Annotated in this window: 20 protein-coding genes; 7 read left to right on the top strand and 13 right to left on the bottom strand. The window is 61.6% G+C overall.

What is annotated here, in order from left to right; all coding sequences use genetic code 11:
• Positions 1 to 165 precede the first annotated feature (165 nt).
• Complete coding sequence (locus AC07W0_RS29680) at positions 166 to 795, top strand: glutathione S-transferase (RefSeq protein WP_017847862.1); 630 nt, start codon at positions 166 to 168, stop codon at positions 793 to 795.
• An 84-nt stretch (positions 796 to 879) separates the two neighbouring features.
• Here the strand turns inward: AC07W0_RS29680 and creD are convergent, their stop codons facing one another.
• Genes creD through rloA2 form a run of 4 tightly spaced genes read right to left on the bottom strand, consistent with a single transcriptional unit; the run spans position 880 to position 4922 of the window.
• Positions 880 to 2253, bottom strand: a complete 1374-nt coding sequence (creD, locus tag AC07W0_RS29675; RefSeq protein ID WP_102618885.1) for a cell envelope integrity protein CreD — start codon at positions 2251 to 2253, stop codon at positions 880 to 882.
• 51 nt (positions 2254 to 2304) lie between these two features.
• On the bottom strand, positions 2305 to 3744 hold the full coding sequence (gene creC / locus AC07W0_RS29670; protein ID WP_102618886.1) for a two-component system sensor histidine kinase CreC: 1440 nt from the start codon (positions 3742 to 3744) through the stop codon (positions 2305 to 2307).
• On the bottom strand, positions 3744 to 4412 hold the full coding sequence (gene creB / locus AC07W0_RS29665) for a two-component system response regulator CreB (RefSeq protein ID WP_017847865.1): 669 nt from the start codon (positions 4410 to 4412) through the stop codon (positions 3744 to 3746). Before creB ends, creC begins: the two co-directional genes overlap by 1 nt.
• A gap of 9 nt (positions 4413 to 4421) precedes the next feature.
• Positions 4422 to 4922 carry a retropepsin-like aspartic peptidase RloA2 gene (gene rloA2 / locus AC07W0_RS29660; RefSeq protein ID WP_017847866.1) on the bottom strand — a complete coding sequence of 167 codons (501 nt, stop codon included), beginning with the start codon at positions 4920 to 4922 and terminating at the stop codon, positions 4422 to 4424.
• A 172-nt stretch (positions 4923 to 5094) separates the two neighbouring features.
• Between rloA2 and yihG the strand changes: the two genes are divergently transcribed.
• Entirely contained in the window at positions 5095 to 6000 is a 906-nt protein-coding gene (gene yihG / locus AC07W0_RS29655; RefSeq protein WP_079444835.1) for a 1-acylglycerol-3-phosphate O-acyltransferase, YihG family, read from the top strand.
• Between the two features lie 3 nt (positions 6001 to 6003).
• Here the strand turns inward: yihG and AC07W0_RS29650 are convergent, their stop codons facing one another.
• The gene (locus AC07W0_RS29650) at positions 6004 to 6207 is read right to left on the bottom strand and encodes a hypothetical protein (RefSeq protein ID WP_017847868.1); all 204 of its coding nucleotides are present in this window, start codon (positions 6205 to 6207) and stop codon (positions 6004 to 6006) included.
• A 303-nt stretch (positions 6208 to 6510) separates the two neighbouring features.
• Between AC07W0_RS29650 and AC07W0_RS29645 the strand changes: the two genes are divergently transcribed.
• Positions 6511 to 6987 carry a hypothetical protein gene (locus AC07W0_RS29645; RefSeq protein WP_052743389.1) on the top strand — a complete coding sequence of 159 codons (477 nt, stop codon included), beginning with the start codon at positions 6511 to 6513 and terminating at the stop codon, positions 6985 to 6987.
• 66 nt (positions 6988 to 7053) lie between these two features.
• On the opposite strand, the gene AC07W0_RS29640 is transcribed toward AC07W0_RS29645, so the two are convergent.
• A complete protein-coding gene (locus AC07W0_RS29640) occupies positions 7054 to 7626 on the bottom strand; it encodes a DUF2780 domain-containing protein (RefSeq protein WP_046381820.1) in 573 nt (190 codons plus the stop codon).
• Between the two features lie 136 nt (positions 7627 to 7762).
• Between AC07W0_RS29640 and AC07W0_RS29635 the strand changes: the two genes are divergently transcribed.
• From AC07W0_RS29635 to AC07W0_RS29620, 4 genes are all read left to right on the top strand, one after another.
• Positions 7763 to 8221: an anti-sigma factor gene (locus AC07W0_RS29635; protein WP_017847871.1), complete on the top strand. Its 459-nt coding sequence runs from the start codon at positions 7763 to 7765 to the stop codon at positions 8219 to 8221.
• Positions 8222 to 8305: 84 nt separating this feature from the next.
• Positions 8306 to 8614 (top strand): transposase, encoded by a 309-nt coding sequence (locus AC07W0_RS29630; RefSeq protein ID WP_146013203.1) that lies wholly within the window; start codon positions 8306 to 8308, stop codon positions 8612 to 8614.
• 148 nt (positions 8615 to 8762) lie between these two features.
• Positions 8763 to 9245 (top strand): DUF3757 domain-containing protein, encoded by a 483-nt coding sequence (locus AC07W0_RS29625; RefSeq protein WP_158243624.1) that lies wholly within the window; start codon positions 8763 to 8765, stop codon positions 9243 to 9245.
• 227 nt (positions 9246 to 9472) lie between these two features.
• Positions 9473 to 9874 carry a DUF3757 domain-containing protein gene (locus AC07W0_RS29620; RefSeq protein ID WP_102618888.1) on the top strand — a complete coding sequence of 134 codons (402 nt, stop codon included), beginning with the start codon at positions 9473 to 9475 and terminating at the stop codon, positions 9872 to 9874.
• A 28-nt stretch (positions 9875 to 9902) separates the two neighbouring features.
• Here the strand turns inward: AC07W0_RS29620 and fdhA are convergent, their stop codons facing one another.
• The 7 genes from fdhA to glyA form a co-directional block, all read right to left on the bottom strand.
• Positions 9903 to 11102, bottom strand: coding sequence for a formaldehyde dehydrogenase, glutathione-independent (fdhA, locus tag AC07W0_RS29615; protein WP_102618889.1), 1200 nt, complete (start codon positions 11100 to 11102; stop codon positions 9903 to 9905).
• Between the two features lie 180 nt (positions 11103 to 11282).
• Positions 11283 to 12140 carry a formyltetrahydrofolate deformylase gene (purU, locus tag AC07W0_RS29610; RefSeq protein ID WP_017847874.1) on the bottom strand — a complete coding sequence of 286 codons (858 nt, stop codon included), beginning with the start codon at positions 12138 to 12140 and terminating at the stop codon, positions 11283 to 11285.
• A gap of 171 nt (positions 12141 to 12311) precedes the next feature.
• Complete coding sequence (locus AC07W0_RS29605) at positions 12312 to 12944, bottom strand: sarcosine oxidase subunit gamma (RefSeq protein ID WP_046487905.1); 633 nt, start codon at positions 12942 to 12944, stop codon at positions 12312 to 12314.
• A gap of 109 nt (positions 12945 to 13053) precedes the next feature.
• Positions 13054 to 16071, bottom strand: coding sequence for a sarcosine oxidase subunit alpha (locus AC07W0_RS29600; RefSeq protein WP_046381816.1), 3018 nt, complete (start codon positions 16069 to 16071; stop codon positions 13054 to 13056).
• A complete protein-coding gene (locus AC07W0_RS29595) occupies positions 16068 to 16370 on the bottom strand; it encodes a sarcosine oxidase subunit delta (RefSeq protein ID WP_017847877.1) in 303 nt (100 codons plus the stop codon). Before AC07W0_RS29595 ends, AC07W0_RS29600 begins: the two co-directional genes overlap by 4 nt.
• A gap of 15 nt (positions 16371 to 16385) precedes the next feature.
• Positions 16386 to 17636, bottom strand: a complete 1251-nt coding sequence (locus AC07W0_RS29590; RefSeq protein WP_003209185.1) for a sarcosine oxidase subunit beta — start codon at positions 17634 to 17636, stop codon at positions 16386 to 16388.
• A 22-nt stretch (positions 17637 to 17658) separates the two neighbouring features.
• Complete coding sequence (gene glyA, locus AC07W0_RS29585; RefSeq protein WP_017847878.1) at positions 17659 to 18912, bottom strand: serine hydroxymethyltransferase; 1254 nt, start codon at positions 18910 to 18912, stop codon at positions 17659 to 17661.
• Between the last annotated feature and the right edge of the window lie 225 nt (positions 18913 to 19137).

Below are 19137 nucleotides of genomic sequence, written 5' to 3'. Positions count from 1 at the left end.
TGAGGACGCCATCGGGGGCAAGCCCCCTCCCACATTTGGAATGCATTCCCCTGTGGGAGGGGGCTTGCCCCCGATGAGGCCCTCAAGAACCACAGGAATCCCCCTCGCCAGCCACCGCGCAACCCTCTAGGCTAGCGACTGCCCATCCCATCCAGAGGAATGCCCATGTCCGCTCCCAGCATGACCTTGTTCCACAACCCCGCTTCGCCGTTCGTGCGCAAAGTCCGCGTGCTACTGGCCGAAACCGGCCAGCAGAACCGTGTGGCCCTGCAGCTCTGCATGCCGACACCGGTCAACCCGGACGTGCAACTGGTCAACGAAAACCCGGTGGGCAAGATCCCGGCCCTGCGCCTGGCCGATGGCACGGTGTTGCACGACAGCCGGGTGATCCTCGATTACCTCGACCACCAGCACGTCGGCAACCCGCTGATCCCGCGTGACGGCTCGGCCCGCTGGCGTCGCCTGACCCTGGCCTCGATGGCCGACGCCATCATGGATGCCGCCGTGCTGGTGCGTTACGAGAGCGCCCTGCGCCCACCGGAAAAACACTGGGCGCCGTGGCTCGACGAACAGCGCAACAAGATCCGGCGCACCCTGGCGGAGCTGGAAGCGGATGCGATTGCCGAACTGGCCAGCCACTTCGATATCGCCGCGATCAGCGTGGCCTGCGCCTTGGGTTACCTGGATTTCCGCCACCCGGACCTGCACTGGCGCGACGCCAACCCCCAGCTTGCCGCCTGGTACGCCGAAGTCAGCCAGCGCCCTTCGATGCTTGAGACACAGCCGCCGGTTTGACCCTGCGCATAGGTGGCGCAGGAAACAACGCCACAATCCTCGCCACCAACTGCGCTCGCTCCCGCTGGTCCTCACGCAACCCGATCATTGCACGGCCTCCAGATCGAATGCCAAGGGCTCGGCCGCCTTGCGTTTGCCCACGCCGTACCAATCGAGTTTGCGTGTCAGCACCATCACCGTCCCCAGCAGGCCGAACAGCAACAGCGAGCCCATCAGCAGCGCGTAGTCCTCGGCACTCAACAGCCCGTACAACAAGCCATACAACGCCGCCAGCCCGGCCGAGAACCCCAGGCCGTGGGCGACGCTGCGCAGCACATGGCACACGTAGAAACCAATCAACAACACACAGGCACTCGCCGAAATCAGGTACGCCAAGGCAAAGCCCAGGTGCTCGGACAACGACAGCAACAACAGGTAGAAAAACGCCAGGGCGAACCCCACCAGGGCGTACTGGATCGGATGCACCGCCAAGCCCTTGAGCACTTCGAACAGGAAGAAACCGCCAAAGGTCAGGGCGATGAACAGCAGCGCATATTTGATCGCGCGGTCGCTCTTGAGGTACTGGTCCACCGGGTCGATGAAGTTCACCCCGAAGCTGCGGTTGTTGAAGTCGTCACAGCCGCGTTCGTCCAGGCAGCCGCGCAGGGCTTCTTCGAGGTTGGTGGAGAAGAATGAGGTCTGCCAGTTGGCGCTGAAGCCCTTGTCGGTGACTTCCCGTTGCGCCGGCAGGAAGTTGCCGATGAAGCTCGGGTGCGGCCAGTTGGAGGCCAGTGTGACCTGGCTGGTCTTGCCCACCGGCACCACTTGCAGTTGCTCGGTGCCTTGCAGGCGCAGGTCGAAGGCGAAGTCCAGCGCGGCCGGGTTTTTGCTGTCCAGCTCCGGCAGCGCCACATGCACCCCCTCGCCCAGCCACTCCACGTGAGTGCCTGGCGCAAACTCCAGGCGCTGGCTGCCCAGCTCCAGCTTCAGTGCGTTTTCGATACCGCGAATATCGCTGATACCCACCGCCAGAAACGCCGGCTCAAAGCGGTAATCGGCGAAATTTTCCTTGATGCCCCATTGCTCCGGCAAGACGAAGCGTCCGCTGATGCGGTTGTCGGCGTGGAACAGCCGGGCCTGGTAGATGCCACGCGCGCGCAGTTCGGTCTGCACCCGCCCGTCGAGCTCAAAACGCTCCGGCAGGAAATACAGACGACCGCGCACTTCACGGGTTTCCTCGTAGCGCCTGTTGAGTTTTTCATTGAGCTTCCACTCGCGGACAGTCTTGCGGTACGGCACCACCATCACCGGGCCGGTGAGGCGCTGGCTGTAGCTGGAGCTACGGGCGATATCCATCAGGACACTGTCGCGAGTGTATTGGCGGTCGGCGATGAGGCCGTTGATCATCAGCAATGGAATCAGCAATAGCAGGATCAATAGCGCAATCGCGCCAAGTTTGAAAAGCAGGCTGCGGTTCATGGGGCTCTCCCTGTTTTGATGGGGAAAGCGTGAGCCGCGCATGTGGGAAATTTATGTGGGCAATGTGGAGACTGTGTGGAGATGCAGCACCACTTGCACGCCACCGTGTACGTTGCCGATCTGCAACGTGCCGCCATGCAGCTTCATCACTTCCTCGACAAAGTTGAGGCCCAGGCCGGTGCTTTTGCGCCCGCTGGCCGGACGCGGCAGCGAGTAGAAACGCTCGCTCAGGCGCGGCAAGGCGTAGTCGGGAATCGGCGCGGCCTGGTTGAACAGGCTGACCTGCACAGCGTTGTGCCGGGTCTGTGCGCTGAACCGCAACACCCCGCCCGCCGGCGTGAAGTCCAGGGCGTTGTCGAGCAGGTTGCCCAGGGCCTGGCGCAGCAGGAACGGTTCGCCGAAGACCTTCACCTCAGCGCCGATCGTTTGTTCGATGCGCAAGCCGGCACCTTCGATGCGCGCGCATTGGGCCTTGAGCACATCGTCCACCAGCGCGGCCAGCGGCAGGCTGGCTTGCGCCTCCAGGCCCTGGCGTTGCTCGACCTGGGCCAGGTTCAGCAAGCGCTCGATCAACTGCTGCAGGCGGGTACTTTCGCTGTCGATATTGCCGACAAAGCGCTGTTGCTGCTCGCGGCTCATGTCGCCCTGCAACAGCTCGGCCGCGCCGCGAATCGCCGCCAGCGGGCTCTTCAATTCGTGGGTCAGGGTGTGGACGTAATGCTCCACATAAGCCTTGCCCTCCAGCTGTGTCCGCATGTGCTCCACGGCGGTGGACAACTGCTTCAGCTCGCCGCCACGGTAATGCGGCAATTCGGCGCGCCGCCCCTCGCTGACCGCCTCGGCATACGCGGTAAGCCGGCGCAGTGCCACGCTCAACCACCACGACAACAGCGCACCGAGCAGCAGGCCGAGGATCACCAAGCCGGCGCCGTACCACAGCAACCGGTGCTCGGTGCGATCGACATAAGGCTGCAGCGAACTGTTCGGCTTGGCCACCGTGACCACGCCGATGATCTGCCCGTTGTCGCGAATCGGCGCGCCCACGTGCATCACCGACGAGGCCGGATCATCCGGCGCGCTGCGGGTGGAACGCGCGCCGTACTCGCCGCGCAGGGTCAGGTACACGTCGTTCCATTTAGAGTAGTCCTGGCCCACGGCTTCGCCGCTGGAGTCGAGCAACACCATGCCGTTGGCGTCGGTCACGTAGATGCGGTGGTTGACCTGGTTTTTCGGCAGGCCCCAGATGGTCGCGCCCGGCTGACGGGTGCCGTAGGCCTGGAGCAGCTCCGGCCAGTGGCTTTGGGCGAGGGTGCCGTTCTTGACGTCGTTGCGCAGGATTTCCGCCAGCAGGTTGGCGGTGTCCACCAGGGTTTCTTCGGTGGACTGGCGCACGCCAGGGCGGATTTCCTTCATCACGGTGTTTAGCACGAAGTAACCGGTGAAGCCGATAAACAGCGCGTAGACCAGGAAAAACCGCAGCCCCAGGCGCATCAGCTGTGGCTCGGGCTGTAGCTGTAGCCGAGGCCGCGATGGGTCTGGATCGGTTCGGCCTGCGCCGCCACGCTGCGTAATTTGCTGCGCAGGCTTTTGATATGGCTGTCGATATTGCGCTCATAGCCGGCATCGGCCGGCACGCCGACCGCGTCCAGCAGTTGTTCGCGGCTGAACACACGCTCGGGTTGTTCCAGCAGGCTTTGCAGCAAGCGGAACTCGTGGCGGGTCAGGCTCAGTGCCAGGCCACGGTAGGTGATCTGCATGCGCTCCAGGTCGACCTGGAACAACGCCGGAACGACGCCAGGGCCGACGCGCTTGAGGATCGCCCTGACCCGCGCCGCCACTTCCCGTGGGCTGAACGGCTTGACCACATAATCGTCGGCGCCGATCTCCAGCCCGACCACGCGGTCGATCTCGCTATCGCGGGCACTGAGAAACATCACCGGCACTTCGCTGAAGCGCCGCAGTTGCTTGCAGGTTTCAAAGCCGCTGATGTCGGGCAGGCCGATGTCGAGGATGATCAGGTCGGCCGGGGTCTGGCGCTGGTGGGCCAGCGCTTCCTGGCCGAGGCTCAGCCAGGTGGTGGTAAAGCCCTCGCCTTGCAGGGCGAAAACCAGTGTGTCGGCTATCGCCGCTTCGTCTTCGACAATCAGGATATGCGGCATGGCGGTCCGTCAGCAGTCCGGCTTGTCGGCGGTGTAGCGACGCGCCGGGTTCACCGCGGCGCCGAACTCACGCAGCGCCTTGGCGCCGATCAACAGCGGGTAGTTGAAGCTGCTGCGGTCGGTGAGGTTGACCTCGACGGTGCGCTTGACGTTGCCCAGGCACATTTCCAGGTCGATCACCGGGCGCGTGGCCACGGTGGCTTCTTCCTTGTCCTCGTCTTCGTCGGCGCGGCTCTTGATCTTGCTGATGCGCGCCACCTTGTGTTCGTAGACTTTGTTGCCGGCGTCCTTGCCGCCAACGCGGAAGCGCACCCAATCGTCGCCGTCACGGGTGAAGGTCTCGATGTCACGGGCCGACAGCGAGGCGGTCAGCGCGCCGGTGTCCATCTTGGCCTTGAAGGTTTCGCCGATCTCCGGCAGTTGGATGTATTCGTAGCGACCGTAAACGGTCGGTTCGGCGGCCATGACGGGCAAGACCGCCAGGGCGAGCGAGGCAAGGAGCAGTTTCACGAAGTGATTTCCTCGGAAAGAAGTAGGCGAATTCTAGACCGCAAAGGCAGCACTTAGTTAGTTCAGCAACCATACCCGGCATATTGTGAAACATTCGTCGGGCGATTTGCGATTTGGCCTCTAGACGCCGCTCTCTTATTATGTCCCGCCCACAGGATTCCAAGAGTTACTTATGCGCCGCCTGCTCACCGGCTGTTTCGTCTCGCTGCTGCTCCTGCTCAACACCCTGGTCCTGATCGGGCCGCTGACGGTGTTTGCCCTGCTCAAGCTGGTGGCCCCCGGTCGCTATCGCGATTACGCGTCATGGGCCGTGATGTGGATCGCCGAGACCTGGGCCGAAATCGACAAACTGATCTTCGCGCTGTGCATCCCGACCCAATGGGACATCCGCGGCGCAGACGACCTGCGCGGCGACACTTCGTACCTGGTGATCAGTAACCACCAATCCTGGGTCGATATCCCCGCGCTGATCCAGGCCCTCAACCGCCGCACGCCGTTCTTCAAGTTCTTCCTGAAGAAAGAACTGGTCTGGGTACCCTTCCTCGGCCTGGCCTGGTGGGCGCTGGATTATCCGTTCATGAAGCGCTACACCAAGGCGTTCCTGGCCAAGCACCCGGAACTGGCGGGCCAGGACTTGAAGATCACCCGCCAGGCCTGCGAGCTGTTCAAGCGCCAGCCGGTGACGGTGGTCAACTACCTGGAAGGCACCCGGTTCAGCGAGGCCAAGCGTGCCCAGCAAGGCTCACCGTTTGCCCGCCTGCTCAAGCCCAAGGCCGGCGGCGTGGCGTTTGTGTTGGCGGCACTGGGCGAACAACTGGATGCCGTGCTCGACGTGACCGTGGTCTATCCGCAAGCGAAGACGCCGGGGTTCTGGGATCTGATCAGCGGGGCGGTACCGAAGGTGATCATCGATATCCGCACCCGTGAGCTGGACCCGGCGCTGTGGCAGGGCGACTACGAAAACGACCCGGCGTTTCGCCAGGTCGTACAGAACTGGGTGAACCGGCTCTGGATGGAGAAAGATCAGCGGATTCAGGAACTGCGAGGCGAAACCGCTGGGGCCTTATGGGCAAAGTAACCGTTACGGGCGCTTAGGCCACGTGGCCGAATCGTCACCGGTACGCCACCCGTGCGCTATTTCGATGGTGTCGTGACTGCTCACGGTATCAGCCTGCTCCTGGCTGGCGTCGTGGGGCGCTTTTCCTTGCTCTGCGGCAGCGGGCTTGTGGGTCGCGGCGTGATACGAAGCGCTAGCGAGAGCGTTGTAGGTGTTGACGATGTTCATGGAAGACTCCTACCTGACCGGATTGAAGAATCCACCCCAGGAGGGTTGGTTTTCCTGGGGCAGTCCCCGTAGGTGGTGAAACATCCCACACAGTTCCTCGAGAGTTGTTGCGCAGCATTGCCAAACGAGGGGCTGACTCGATCCTTGGCTACCCGCGCCCCACGCCTGGACCCGCTTGCCCTGCAGCGAACCCGCGATAGGGCATCGTCTGAAAACGCATAAAAAACTGTCAGAGTTAACAGTTCCGCCCGCCTTGGGCGGCTGATTAGGCTAAGGACTCCATCTCAGTCGAGTGCCCTGATCATGACCATCAAAGTCCTCTTCGCCGGCATAGCGTTACTGACAGCAGCGAACATTGCCCATGCAGAAATGGCCACGTGCCCCGCAGTCAGTTCAATAAAAGCTACGCCGTATACCGACCCGGACCTTCCTCCGGACTTCAACCAAGGCTTCAAATACGAAGCCCCCGGGCCCGGTGGCCAGATGTGGGAGGGCCAGTCCACGGCCACAAGCGAGACCTACCTCGAATCTAAATACAACCTGATGTTAGTCAGTGCCGAAATGATCCACGGGAAAATACTCTGCAGTTATGGCGGTACAACACAAAGAGAAAACGCAGAGCCGGTGAACAACGTTTCCAAACCCTATGTTCAATTGGGCCTGCCGTTTAACAACCCGAAGGCCGCGACCGGTACAGCATGGAAAGGAACCAGCTGCGGGAATCAAGGCGGCGCGGTGCCGATCGACGCCTCCCAATGTACTTTTGAGTACCAACCGTAACGCTGTTCCCCGCAACCTGCCGGCCACTTCAAAGCGGGGGCGAACCCGCTTTGAAGGACCACGGCCTTAGCTGCCGGTGCCCCAAGCCTGGCCCAGTTTGCCCAGCAGCGAACTGTTGGCACCCTGGCCGCCCAGGTATTGCAGGATCACCGGGGCGAATTGGCCGATCATGCCGCTGTCCATGCCCAGCGCGCTGAACGCGGTGTTCAGGTCGTTGGTGTTCTTTACGTTACCCAGCAGGCCGTCGAGGCCGCTGGTCTTGCTGCCACCGCTCTGGCCGAGCATCCCGCTCAAGGCACCGAGGCTACCCAACGCATTGCTGCCCGACAGTTGATCGAGACCCGGCACGCTTTTCCCCAGTTGCGAATAGTCGCTGCTGCTCAGTTGGTTCCTGGCCAGGCCCAGCATGGCGCCGGTGCCGCCGACGGCTTGCTCGGGGGTGACATTCAATTGTGAGGTCAGGGCACTCAGCAAACCGGCCGTTTCGGACGACGGCGCAACGGCAGCGGCTTTGTTGTTGCCGCCCTGCATACCGGAAATCGCATTGGCCGCATCGCCAAGGCTGAACCCGGCGGCGAATACCGGGCCGGCTGCCAGGGTCATCAGGCAGGAAAGGGCGAAACCGCGTGAAATCTTCATCGAAACAACCTCTGGATGTAGGGGTGAAAGCAGGCGTTTGACTGGCCTTTTCGTCACTTGTTCCAAACCCGCTCCGGAACCCAACTGCGATAAGCCGGTCCATGAACTGACTACACAATTTGTCAGGAAGAGACTTATGACGACGATCCACCCCCAAGTGATTGATCACAAGCCTTCATTCTGGAGCCGCCCGCGCCTGTTCATCGGCGCCTGCGCTGTAGTGGCCGCCGGTATCGGCGGCGCGCTCTACACCCAGGACAGCGTCAAATCCGCCGCCACCCTGGTGACCACCACCCAGCAGCCGGCAGCGCAGATCATGGCCCACAAGGACTACCTGGAAGTGCAGCCGATTGCCTCCACGGCCCCTGCCCCTGATCAGAGCCTGGAACTGTGGGCCATCCCCGAGGACGGCACGCCGGTATCCCTCGGCCTGTTGCCGGAAAATGGCAAAGGCATCATCGGCTTGAACCCACGCCAGCAGGAATCCATCAGCAAACCGGTGGGCTTGATGGTGAGCTCGGAAACCAAGGGTGGATCGGTGAGCAAGCAGCCGACCGGGCCGACGGTGTATCAAGGCGCGCTGGCGATTCGCTAAGCCACGGGGTAAACATCAACGAGTCACTGGATCAATCGCCAAAAGCAAGCTCAACCGGCAGTCCGCCAGTCGTGAGCGAGAGCCGTGGTTGCCGACAAGCAATCTGAAGCAAAGCGAGTGGAATTCAGCAAAATCGTGGCAATTTATAAGCGGCGTATGCAGATCGAAGAAGGCTTCCGAGATGTGAAAAGTGAGCACTTGGGGCTGGGTTTTAATCTGCATCGAAGCATGAGCCCAAAGCGAATAGAGGTGCTGCTGTTGATTGCTGCGCTCGCCAACTATCTCCTCTTTTTAACCGGGCTTCAGGCGCGAGAACGTGATCAATCACAAACTTTCCAGCGCAGGGGCCTCATAAAAGCCGGAGTCACCACAACCGCAATGAAGAACCATTAACGCCAGAAAGACAAACAGATCCTACTTATACAAATAAACAATTAACAATATCTCAAATCAATATAAAAACTGTCAATTTCAACAGTAGAGCAATAAGCCTTGGCTCCGGATGATGGCCCTCCACACAATGAAAATGGAGCACAAGACCATGCACGCCAAAGTATCAATTGTCACTCTTCTCCTTCTAACAGCAGCAGCCAGCAACACCTACGCGGGAAACTGCGCGTACGCGTTTAATATAGCCAAAGTAGGCGATTCCTACGTTGCAGATGGCGTTGAAGGCGCACGTTCACAGTGGACTTCCAGCGCCACAGCTCCAGATATCAGCCTTTCTAACCTTAGGTTCGTGAACGCCCGCATCCAAAAAGCGAATAATGAAACAGATCCAAGCAGAAAAAAAGATTGGAGAGTTTTTTGCCGCTACCAAGACCAGAACAATCAATTTATAACAATGTCTTTTAATCCAGGCCAACCCATCAAAGCTGTAGGCGGAAATTGGAAAAGTGTGGCCACAGATAGCTTTGACAGAGAAGTCAAAGCTAAAACCAAATCACCCAGCGACATGACGGAGGCTGATATTATTGCAAGGGACTGCGTTAAGTCATCGCCTGAAGAGTGTCCGTATCAATAAGTTTTATAAAAATAAAGAGTGTGGCCAGAACGCCACTCTCTTTTAATACTCGGGCGGCGCATCATCCAGTCTGATCACCTGCACGTGTGTCGATTTTTTGCATCTCTGGCAATAAAAAAGCACTCTTTAATCTCAACTTCTTCTAAAGCACTGTCACTTCTAACAGTAGCTGCCGCCGAAACATCACCTGCAGCATAGAGCCTTCCACGCCCCACAGGAGTTGGGCTATGAAAACTGCACTGCTTGCAGGTGTGTTAGCCACTCTGGCACTGATGAACAACACCCACGCGGCGACTTCCACCTGCCCGCCGATCCAAAACATCAAACAAACGGCGATGGCCAGTGGAGGTTACCGCTATGAAACATCACAGTCCGATGGACGCATCTGGGCAGGTGAAAACCAGCAGGCGACAGCGTCGTACCTTACTGATTCGACGTTTCACGATGCCCGGTACGATGCCGACCACAAAGCCGTCATCTGCACCTACGAAGGGCCAATGAATAACGACGCGAGCTTTTCGGTCACGCTCAAACCTATCTCTGATTGGAACCTTATCCCTATAGGTGACTGGAAAGGCACGCATTGCGAAGCCCAGGACATTTCCAAATGCTCATTTACGCATGAATGAAAAGGGCGACTCGAAGTCGCCCTTTTCGTTACGCCGCGCTGAACAACTTATGCGGATCAATCACAAACTTCTTCGGCACGCCCGCATCAAACTCGCCATACCCACGCGGCGCGTCATCCAGGCTGATCACCTCAACCCCGACGATGTCGGCAATGTGAATACGGTCCCACATGATCGCCTGCATCAACTGGCGGTTGTACTTCATCACCGGCGTTTGCCCGGTGTGGAAGCTGTGGGATTTGGCCCAGCCCAGACCAAAACGGATGCTCAGGCTGCCCATCTTCGCGGCGGCGTCGACGGCGCCAGGGTCTTCGGTGACGTACAGGCCGGGGATACCGATCTTGCCCGCCACGCGCACCACGCCCATCAGTGAGTTGAGCACCGTGGCCGGGGCTTCGTGCTTGACGCCGTCATGCCCGTGGCCGCGTGCTTCGAAGCCCACGCAGTCGACGGCGCAGTCCACTTCCGGCTCACCGAGCAAGGCAGCGATCTGTTCGTGCAGCGGCGTGTCGGTGGACAGGTCGACCACTTCAAACCCTTGCGCCTTGGCATGGGCCAGGCGGATGGAGTTGACGTCGCCGATGATCACCACCGCCGCGCCCAGCAGGCGTGCGGAAGCGGCAGCGGCCAGGCCGACCGGGCCGGCACCGGCGATGTAGACGGTGCTGCCAGGGCCAACGCCGGCGGTGACGGCGCCGTGGTAGCCGGTGGGCAGGATGTCGGAGAGGCAGGTCAGGTCGCGGATTTTCTGCATGGCCTTGTCGCGGTCCGGCAGTTTCAGCAGGTTGAAGTCAGCGTAGGGCACCAGCACGTATTCGGCTTGGCCGCCGGTCCAGTCGCCCATGTCGACATAGCCGTAGGCGCCACCGGCACGGGCCGGGTTGACGGTGAGGCACACGCCGGTGTGTTGCTCTTTGCAGGAGCGGCAGCGGCCGCAGGCGACGTTGAAGGGCACGGACACCAGGTCGCCGATTTTCAGGTTCTCGACGTCGCTGCCCTTCTCGATCACTTCACCGGTGATCTCGTGACCGAGCACCAGGCCGGTCTGGGCAGTGGTGCGGCCGCGCACCATGTGTTGGTCGGAGCCGCAGATGTTGGTGGAGACCACGCGCAGGATGACGCCGTGCTCAATCTTCCTGCCACGGGGGTCCTGCATTTTGGGATAGTCGATTTTCTGTACTTCGACCTTGCCGTTGCCGAGATACACGACACCACGATTACCAGACATGCTTTCACCTCGCTGTTGTTTTTATGAAAGCGCGTTGCCCGTGGGTGGGCAGCGCGTTGAGTGCTCGGGTTACAGATGCTGTTTCTTGTGTTGTTTGTTAGGGCCTCATCGGGGGCAAGCCCCCTCCCACATTTGGAATGCATTCCCCTGTGGGAGGGGGCTTGCCCCCGATGGCGTCAGTCAGAGCACCACCGTCCGATTGGCATTCAAAAACACCCGCCGTTCAATGTGATACCCCACCGCCCGGGCCAGGGTCAGCCCTTCGATATCGCGCCCCTTGGCAATCAGATCCTCGGGGTAATGGCTGTGATCCACCACCTCCACGCCCTGGGCGATGATCGGGCCTTCATCCAGGTCGTTGTTGATGTAGTGCGCCGTCGCGCCGACCAGCTTCACACCCTTGTTGTACGCCTGGTGATACGGCTTGGCGCCCTTGAACCCCGGCAACAACGAGTGGTGGATATTGATCGCCTTGCCATCCAGCTTGCGGCACAGCTCCGGCGACAGCACTTGCATGTAGCGCGCAAGGATCACCAGTTCCGCGCCGGTGTCTTCAATCACTTGCCACACCTGACGCTCCTGGGACGGTTTGTCGTTGGGGTCGAGGGCGAAGTGGTAGTAGGGAATCTGGTGCCAGTCGGCCAACGGTTTCAGATCGGGGTGGTTGGACACCACCGCGACCACGTCCATCGACAGTTGGCCGATACGCTGGCGATACAACAAGTCGTTCAGGCAGTGATCGGCCTTGGACACCATGATCACCACTTTGGGCCGATAGTTCGGCGCCGTCAGTTCGAAGACCATGCCAAAGGCTTCCCCGCGCGCGGCCAGGCCATCGCGGAACGCTTGCTCATCGAAACCCTCCGGCTGACGAAACTCCACGCGGATAAAAAAGCGCCCTGACAGCCGGTCATCGAACGAGTGGTGCTCAGTGACGTAGCAACCCTGCTCGAACAGGTAGCGGGTGACCGCGTCCACCGTGCCGAGCACGCTGGGGCAGTCGGCGGTCAAAATCCATGTGTCGGGTGCGCGGCTCATGACAGGTCACTCCTCAAGCAAAGCCCGGCCTCACCCACCCCTGTAGGAGCGAGCTTGCTCGCGAAAATCGTCAACGATAACGCGGGCATCCTGGATGACCACGGTGCCCTTGAGGTTTTCGCGAGCAAGCTCGCTCCTACAGGGTGGCGGGTGAAGGGGGTGGGGGTCATATCAGGCTTGAACGCTCAGGCCGAATTCGGCCGAGGCATCCTGCAACCACAACCACCAGTAATCCGAGAAGCTGCGACGAATCACCAGCTCCCAGGTGTCTTCGGCGGTATGGCGGATCACCAATTGCGACTTGGCGAACACCGTGCCCACCGCCTTGCCCACCGGGAAGTTGTTGGGGTGTACGTCGTAGCTGGTGGACTTCATCAGCACGTCGCGCACGTTCGGGCCGCGCAGTTCGAGGATCTGTTGGCCGCCGCTGACATTGACGATCTGGATATGCAGATCGCCCAGGGCGGCACGCAGGTTTTGTTCGGCGGCGAATTCTTCACCGCTCGGCACCACCAGCAGCCACTCGTCCGGGCCGAGCCATTGCAGGCTGGTGTCGCCGTTGACGATCACCGTCAGCGCGCCGGGCAGTTCGATGCCCAGGGCCTTGTGGACGCCAGCGGCGAAGGCGGCGTCATGGCCGTCGCCACGAATAGTCAGGTGGCCGAGCAGTTTCTTTTCACGCACGGTCACGCCAGCATTCTTGCGGCCCTTGCCGACCAGGCTGGCGAGGTCGGCATGGTGCAGCGACGACTCGGCCTTGGCCCCGGTGGTGGGGCGTTGTTGGTATACGTTGGCTGCTGTCATAGAGCACCTTTGCTGAATTCTGTTGTGTGGCTACTGGCGTCATCGGGGGCAAGCCCCCTCCCACATTTGGAATGCATTCCCCTGTCTCCCGATGGCGCGCCTCGGTCTATCAGATGTTCTGGCGGTCGCCTTTCGGATCAAAGAACACCGAGGACACAATCTCCGCCTCGATCACGCTGCCATCCGCTTGCGGCGAAAACACCCGCTCGCCGATGCGCTTCAAGCCGCCCTTGACCACCGCCAGCGCAAACGAATAACCGAGGGAGTTATGCGCGTAGCTGGAGGTGACGTGGCCGACCATCTTCATCGGGATCGTCTGCTTGGCGTCGAACACCAGTTGCGCGCCTTCCGGCAGCCACACCGCGGGATCGATCGGCTTGAGGCCGACCAATTGCTTGCGATCTTCGCGCACGCAGTCTTCGCGGTTCATGCCGCGCCAGCCGATCCACGAGAACGGCTTGGTACGGCCGACGCACCAGCCCATGTTCAGGTCGTCCGGGGTCATCGAGCCGTCGGTGTCCTGGCCGACGATGATGAAGCCCTTCTCGGCCCGCAGGACGTGCATGGTTTCGGTGCCATACGGGGTCAGGTTGTATTTTTTGCCGGCCTCGACGATTTGCTCCAGCACGCCCATGGCGTAGTCGGCCTGCACGTTGACTTCATACGACAGCTCGCCGGTGAACGAGATGCGGAACACCCGCGCCGGTACGCCGCCGACCAGGCCTTCTTTCCAGGTCATGAACGGGAAGCCGTCCTTGTCCAGGTCGATATCGGTGACTTCGGCCAGCAGCTTGCGGCTGTTGGGGCCCGACAGGGTCATGGTCGCCCAGTGGTCGGTGACCGAGGTGAAGTAGACCTTGAGGTCCGGCCATTCGGTCTGTTGGTAGATTTCCAGCCATTGCAGCACCCGGGCCGCGCCGCCGGTGGTGGTGGTCATCAGGAAGTGGTTGTCGGCCAGGCAAGCGGTCACGCCGTCGTCGAAGACCATGCCGTCTTCTTTGCACATCAGGCCGTAGCGCGCCTTGCCCACGTCGAGCTTGGTCCAGGCGTTGCTGTAGATGCGGTTGAGGAACTCGCGGGCATCCGGGCCCTGGATGTCGATCTTGCCGAGGGTCGACGCATCCAGCAGGCCGACGCTGTCGCGCACCGCCAGACATTCGCGCTTGACCGCCGCGTGCAGGTCTTCACCGTTGCGCGGGAAGTACCACGGGCGTTTCCACTGGCCGACGTCTTCGAACTCGGCGCCGTTCTTCACATGCCAGGCGTGCAGCGCGGTGTAGCGAACGGGCTCGAAGATGTGCCCACAGTGCCGCCCCGCAACCGCGCCGAAGGTCACCGGCGTGTAGTTGGGGCGGAACATAGTGGTGCCCATCTGCGGGATGGTCACGTTCAGCGAACGCGCCGCAATGGCCAGGCCGTTGACGTTACCCAGCTTGCCCTGGTCGGTGCCGAAGCCCAGCGCGGTATAGCGCTTGACGTGTTCCACCGACTCGAAACCTTCGCGGGTCGCCAGTTCGATGGCGGCCGCGGTGACGTCGTTCTGCAGGTCGACGAATTGCTTGGGCGCCCGTGCAGTAGCTTTCTCGTGAGGCACCTGGAACAGCGCCAGCGTCGGCTCTTCCAAGCGGTTCAAGGCTTTGGGCAGCGTGCCTTCCACCGGGCTAAAACCGGCTTCGCTGGCGGCGCGCACGCCCCCTTCAAAACCGTCCGCCAGGGAATCGCCCAGGCCGTAGACACCGTTGATACCGCCAACGCACACGCGCTTTTGCGGTGCTTCGCCCGGTACAAAACCGAGGATGTCTTCGCGCCAGGTCGGCTTGCCGCCCAGGTGCGAGGCCAGGTGGACCACCGGGCTGTAGCCGCCGGAGCTGGCCACCAGGTCGCAGTCCAGCCACTCGCCGGGGCTGGTGACGGTATGCGCTTTGACATCGATGGCGGCAACACGGGCGCCGCTCACATGCTTGCTGCCACGGGCTTCGATCACGGCGCTGCCGGTGAGGATACGAATGCCTTTGGCACGGGCTTCTTCCACCAGCGCGCCGCGTGGGTTATGGCGGGCATCGGCCACGGCCACCACTTTCAGGCCGGCTTCCAACCAGTCCAGGGCGACGCGGTAGGCGTGATCGTTGTTGGTCGACAGCACCAGTTTCTTGCCCGGCGCCACGCCGTAACGGCGCACGTAAGTCGAGACTGCACCGGCGAGCATATTGCCCGGCACGTCGTTGTTGCCGTACACCAGCGGACGCTCGCACGCACCGGTCGCCAGCACCACGCGCTTGGCACGCACACGGTGGATACGCTGGCGCACCTGGCCGATCGGCGCACGGTCGCCGAGGTGATCGGTGAGACGCTCGTGAATGGTCAGGAAGTTATGGTCGTGGTAACCGTTGACGGTGGCGCGGGGCAGCAGCACCACATCCGGCAGGGCTTTGAGTTCGGCGATGACGCTGGCGACCCACTCGGTGGCCGGCTTGCCGTCGAGGCTTTCGCGCGAATCGAGCAACGAGCCGCCGAACTCTTCCTGCTCATCGGCGATGATCACGCGGGCGCCGCTGCGCGCAGCGGCCAGTGCAGCGGCCAGACCGGCCGGGCCGGCACCGACCACGAGCACGTCGCAATGCCGGTTGAAGTTGTCGTAGGTGTCCGGGTCGTTCTCGGTCGGCGAGCGGCCTAAACCTGCAGCCTTGCGGATGTACTTCTCGTAGGTCATCCAGAACGACTGCGGGTACATGAAGGTTTTGTAGTAGAAACCCGGTGGCATCAGCTTGCCGCCGACTTTGCCGAGAATGCCCATCACGTCGTTGTTCACGCTCGGCCAGCCGTTGGTGCTGGTGGCAACGAGGCCCTGGTACAACGCCTGTTGCGTGGCGCGCACGTTGGGAATCTGGGTGGCTTCGGTGGCGCCGATCTGCAGCACCGCGTTCGGCTCTTCGGCACCGGCAGCAAAGATGCCGCGTGGGCGCGAGTACTTGAAGCTGCGGCCGATGATGTCGACACCGTTGGCCAGCAGCGCGGCGGCCAGGGTGTCGCCTTCGAAGCCTTTGTAGGTCTGGCCGTTGAAGCTGAAGGTCAGGACTTTGTTACGGTCGATCCGGCCACCGTTGGACAGGCGATTGATCTGGCTCATACCTTCGCTCCAGCAGCCTTGGCGGTGAATTGCGGCTTGGTGCCGATTTTGTAGGTTTCAAGAATTTCGTAGGTCAGCGTGTCGCGGGTCGCGTTGAAGTACTGACGGCAACCGGCGGCGTGAATCCACAGCTCGTGGTGCAGGCCCCGGGGGTTGTCGCGGAAGAACATGTAGTCGCCCCACTCTTCATCGGTGCAGGCGTTGGGGTCCAGCGGGCGTGGGATGTGCGCTTGGCCGGAGGCATGGAATTCCTCTTCGGAGCGCAGTTCGCCACAGTGAGGACAGAAGATATGCAACATAGGGAATTTCTCCTGTTAGTGGGCGACGGCCGCAGCGCCGTGTTCGTCGATCAACGCACCGTTGTGGAAACGGTCGATGGAGAAAGGTGCGGCCAGCGGGTGCATTTCACCCTTGGCCAGGCTCGCGGCAAACACGTTGCCTGAGCCGGGAGTGGCCTTGAAACCGCCCGTGCCCCAACCACAGTTGAAGAACATGTTCGGCACCGGGGTCTTGGAGATGATCGGGCAGGCGTCCGGCGTGGTGTCGACGATGCCGCCCCACTGGCGGTTCATACGCACGCGCGAGAGCACCGGGAACATCTCGACGATGGCCTGGATGGTGTGTTCGATCACCGGGTACGAACCGCGCTGGCCGTAGCCGTTGTAGCCGTCGATACCGGCGCCGATCACCAGGTCGCCCTTGTCGGACTGGCTGATGTAACCGTGTACGGCGTTGGACATGATCACGCTGTCGATGATCGGCTTGATCGGCTCCGACACCAGTGCTTGCAGCGGGTGCGATTCGATCGGCAGGCGGAAACCGGCGAGCGAGGCCATGTGCCCGGAGTTACCGGCGGTGACCACACCGACGCGCTTGGCGCCGATAAACCCCTTGTTGGTCTCCACGCCGATGCACACGCCGTTTTCCTTGCGAAAGCCGATCACTTCGGTCTGCTGGATCAAATCCACTCCGAGGGCGTCGGCGGCGCGGGCAAAGCCCCAGGCCACGGCATCGTGACGGGCCACGCCGCCGCGCCGTTGCACGGTGGCGCCCATGACCGGGTAGCGGGTGTTCTTCGAGCAATCCAGGTACGGAATCTCGTCCGCAACCTGTTTGGCATTGAGCAGTTCGCCGTCCACGCCGTTGAGGCGGTTGGCGCTGACGCGACGTTCGGAATCGCGGATGTCCTGCAGGGTGTGGCACAGGTTGTAGACGCCGCGCTGGGAGAACATCACGTTGTAGTTCAGGTCCTGGGACAGGCCTTCCCACAGTTTCATCGCGTGTTCGTACAAGTGCGCCGACTCGTCCCACAGGTAGTTGGAACGCACGATGGTGGTGTTGCGCGCGGTGTTACCGCCGCCCAGCCAGCCCTTTTCGACCACGGCGACATTGGTGATGCCGTGCTCCTTGGCCAGGTAGTAGGCGGTCGCCAGACCATGCCCGCCACCGCCGACGATGACCACGTCGTACACCTTTTTAGGGGTCGGCGTGCGCCACATCTTCTGCCAGTTTTCGTGGTGGCTGAGTGAGTGCTTGAAGAGGCCGAAGCCCGAGTAGCGTTGCATAGTCATTACTCCAAAACCGCGCTCAGCGATAAACCGGGAAATCAGCGCACAGGGCCGACACGCGCTTGGCCACGTCGGCCTCGACATCGGCGTCGCCGAGGTTGTCGAGGATGTCGCAGATCCAGCCGGCCAGCTCGATGCATTGCGGCACCTTGAAACCGCGCGTGGTCACCGCCGGCGTGCCGATACGCAGGCCCGACGTCACGAACGGCGACTGCGGGTCATTCGGCACGGCGTTCTTGTTGACGGTGATGTGGGCGCGACCGAGGGCGGCGTCCGCGTCTTTACCGGTGAGGCCCTGGCGAATCAGGCTGACCAGGAACAGATGGTTATCGGTGCCGCCGGACACTACATCGTAGCCGCGTTTGATAAACACGCCGGCCATGGCCTGGGCGTTGTCGATCACTTGCTGCTGATAGGCCTTGAAGCCAGGCTCCTGGGCTTCCTTGAAGCACACCGCCTTGCCGGCGATGACGTGCATCAGCGGGCCGCCCTGGGCGCCAGGGAATACAGCGGCGTTGAGTTTCTTTTCGATCGTTTCGTTGGCACGCGCCAGAATCAGGCCGCCACGCGGACCGCGCAGGGTCTTGTGGGTGGTGGTGGTGACCACGTCGGCGTAAGGCAGCGGGTTCGGGTACAGACCGGCGGCCACCAGGCCGGCGACGTGGGCCATGTCGACGAACAGCAGCGCACCGACCTTGTCGGCGATCTGACGGAAGCGTGGGAAATCCAGGGTCTTGGAGTAGGCGGAGAAACCGGCCACCACCATCTTCGGCTGGTGCTCCACGGCCAGGCGTTCGACTTCGTCGTAGTCGATCAGCCCGGTGTCGGTGTTGATGCCGTATTGCACCGCGTTGTACAGCTTGCCCGAGGACGACACTTTGGCGCCGTGGGTCAGGTGGCCGCCGTGGGCCAGGCTCATGCCGAGGATGGTGTCACCGGCGTTCAACAGCGCCAGGTACACCGCGCTGTTGGCGGATGAGCCGGAATGCGGCTGCACGTTGGCGTAGTCGGCGCCGAACAACTGCTTGGCGCGCTCGATGGCCAGGGCTTCGACCTTGTCCACATGCTCGCAGCCACCGTAGTAGCGCTTGCCTGGGTAGCCTTCGGCGTACTTGTTGGTCAGGCCGCTGCCCTGGGCTTGCATCACGCGCTTGCTGGTGTAGTTCTCCGACGCGATCAGCTCGATATGATCTTCCTGCCGCTGCTCCTCGGCATTCATCGCCGCGAGCAGTGCATCGTCATAACCCTGGATCTGGTCTTGTTTGCTGAACATCGCGTCTCTCCCAGCCTTTCGTATTGTTAAGGCCCGTGCAGGGCCCTTTGATGCGATGGTAGGGCTGGCGCAGGCAGGTCAAATGCCTACGGACGCCACGCAAAGGTGCGTTTACGACATAGCGACAACAACGCCGAACAAATGTGGGAGGGGCGGTGCGACGGTTCGACTTGCCCCCGATAGCGGTGGATCAGCTTGCACATGCCGTGGCTGACACACCGCTAT

It is taken from the genome of Pseudomonas sp. GW704-F2 (assembly GCF_059423025.1).
The sequence above is the reverse complement of the archived record's forward strand: the minus strand, read 5'-3'. Positions and strand labels throughout refer to the sequence as shown.

Excerpts from the sequence above, each read along its gene's own strand:
- yihG (WP_079444835.1), top strand. The coding sequence starts at position 5,095 with ATGCGCCGCCTGCTCACCGGCTGTTTCGTCTCGCTGCTGCTCCTGCTC.
- AC07W0_RS29645 (WP_052743389.1), top strand. The coding sequence starts at position 6,511 with ATGACCATCAAAGTCCTCTTCGCCGGCATAGCGTTACTGACAGCAGCG.
- glyA (WP_017847878.1), bottom strand. The coding sequence starts at position 18,912 with ATGTTCAGCAAACAAGACCAGATCCAGGGTTATGACGATGCACTGCTC.
- creC (WP_102618886.1), bottom strand. The coding sequence starts at position 3,744 with ATGCGCCTGGGGCTGCGGTTTTTCCTGGTCTACGCGCTGTTTATCGGC.
- AC07W0_RS29625 (WP_158243624.1), top strand. The coding sequence starts at position 8,763 with ATGCACGCCAAAGTATCAATTGTCACTCTTCTCCTTCTAACAGCAGCA.
- AC07W0_RS29605 (WP_046487905.1), bottom strand. The coding sequence starts at position 12,944 with ATGACAGCAGCCAACGTATACCAACAACGCCCCACCACCGGGGCCAAG.
- AC07W0_RS29640 (WP_046381820.1), bottom strand. The coding sequence starts at position 7,626 with ATGAAGATTTCACGCGGTTTCGCCCTTTCCTGCCTGATGACCCTGGCA.
- creD (WP_102618885.1), bottom strand. The coding sequence starts at position 2,253 with ATGAACCGCAGCCTGCTTTTCAAACTTGGCGCGATTGCGCTATTGATC.
- purU (WP_017847874.1), bottom strand. The coding sequence starts at position 12,140 with ATGAGCCGCGCACCCGACACATGGATTTTGACCGCCGACTGCCCCAGC.
- fdhA (WP_102618889.1), bottom strand. The coding sequence starts at position 11,102 with ATGTCTGGTAATCGTGGTGTCGTGTATCTCGGCAACGGCAAGGTCGAA.
- creB (WP_017847865.1), bottom strand. The coding sequence starts at position 4,412 with ATGCCGCATATCCTGATTGTCGAAGACGAAGCGGCGATAGCCGACACA.
- AC07W0_RS29680 (WP_017847862.1), top strand. The coding sequence starts at position 166 with ATGTCCGCTCCCAGCATGACCTTGTTCCACAACCCCGCTTCGCCGTTC.
- AC07W0_RS29595 (WP_017847877.1), bottom strand. The coding sequence starts at position 16,370 with ATGTTGCATATCTTCTGTCCTCACTGTGGCGAACTGCGCTCCGAAGAG.
- AC07W0_RS29620 (WP_102618888.1), top strand. The coding sequence starts at position 9,473 with ATGAAAACTGCACTGCTTGCAGGTGTGTTAGCCACTCTGGCACTGATG.
- AC07W0_RS29600 (WP_046381816.1), bottom strand. The coding sequence starts at position 16,071 with ATGAGCCAGATCAATCGCCTGTCCAACGGTGGCCGGATCGACCGTAAC.
- AC07W0_RS29650 (WP_017847868.1), bottom strand. The coding sequence starts at position 6,207 with ATGAACATCGTCAACACCTACAACGCTCTCGCTAGCGCTTCGTATCAC.
- AC07W0_RS29635 (WP_017847871.1), top strand. The coding sequence starts at position 7,763 with ATGACGACGATCCACCCCCAAGTGATTGATCACAAGCCTTCATTCTGG.
- AC07W0_RS29590 (WP_003209185.1), bottom strand. The coding sequence starts at position 17,636 with ATGCAACGCTACTCGGGCTTCGGCCTCTTCAAGCACTCACTCAGCCAC.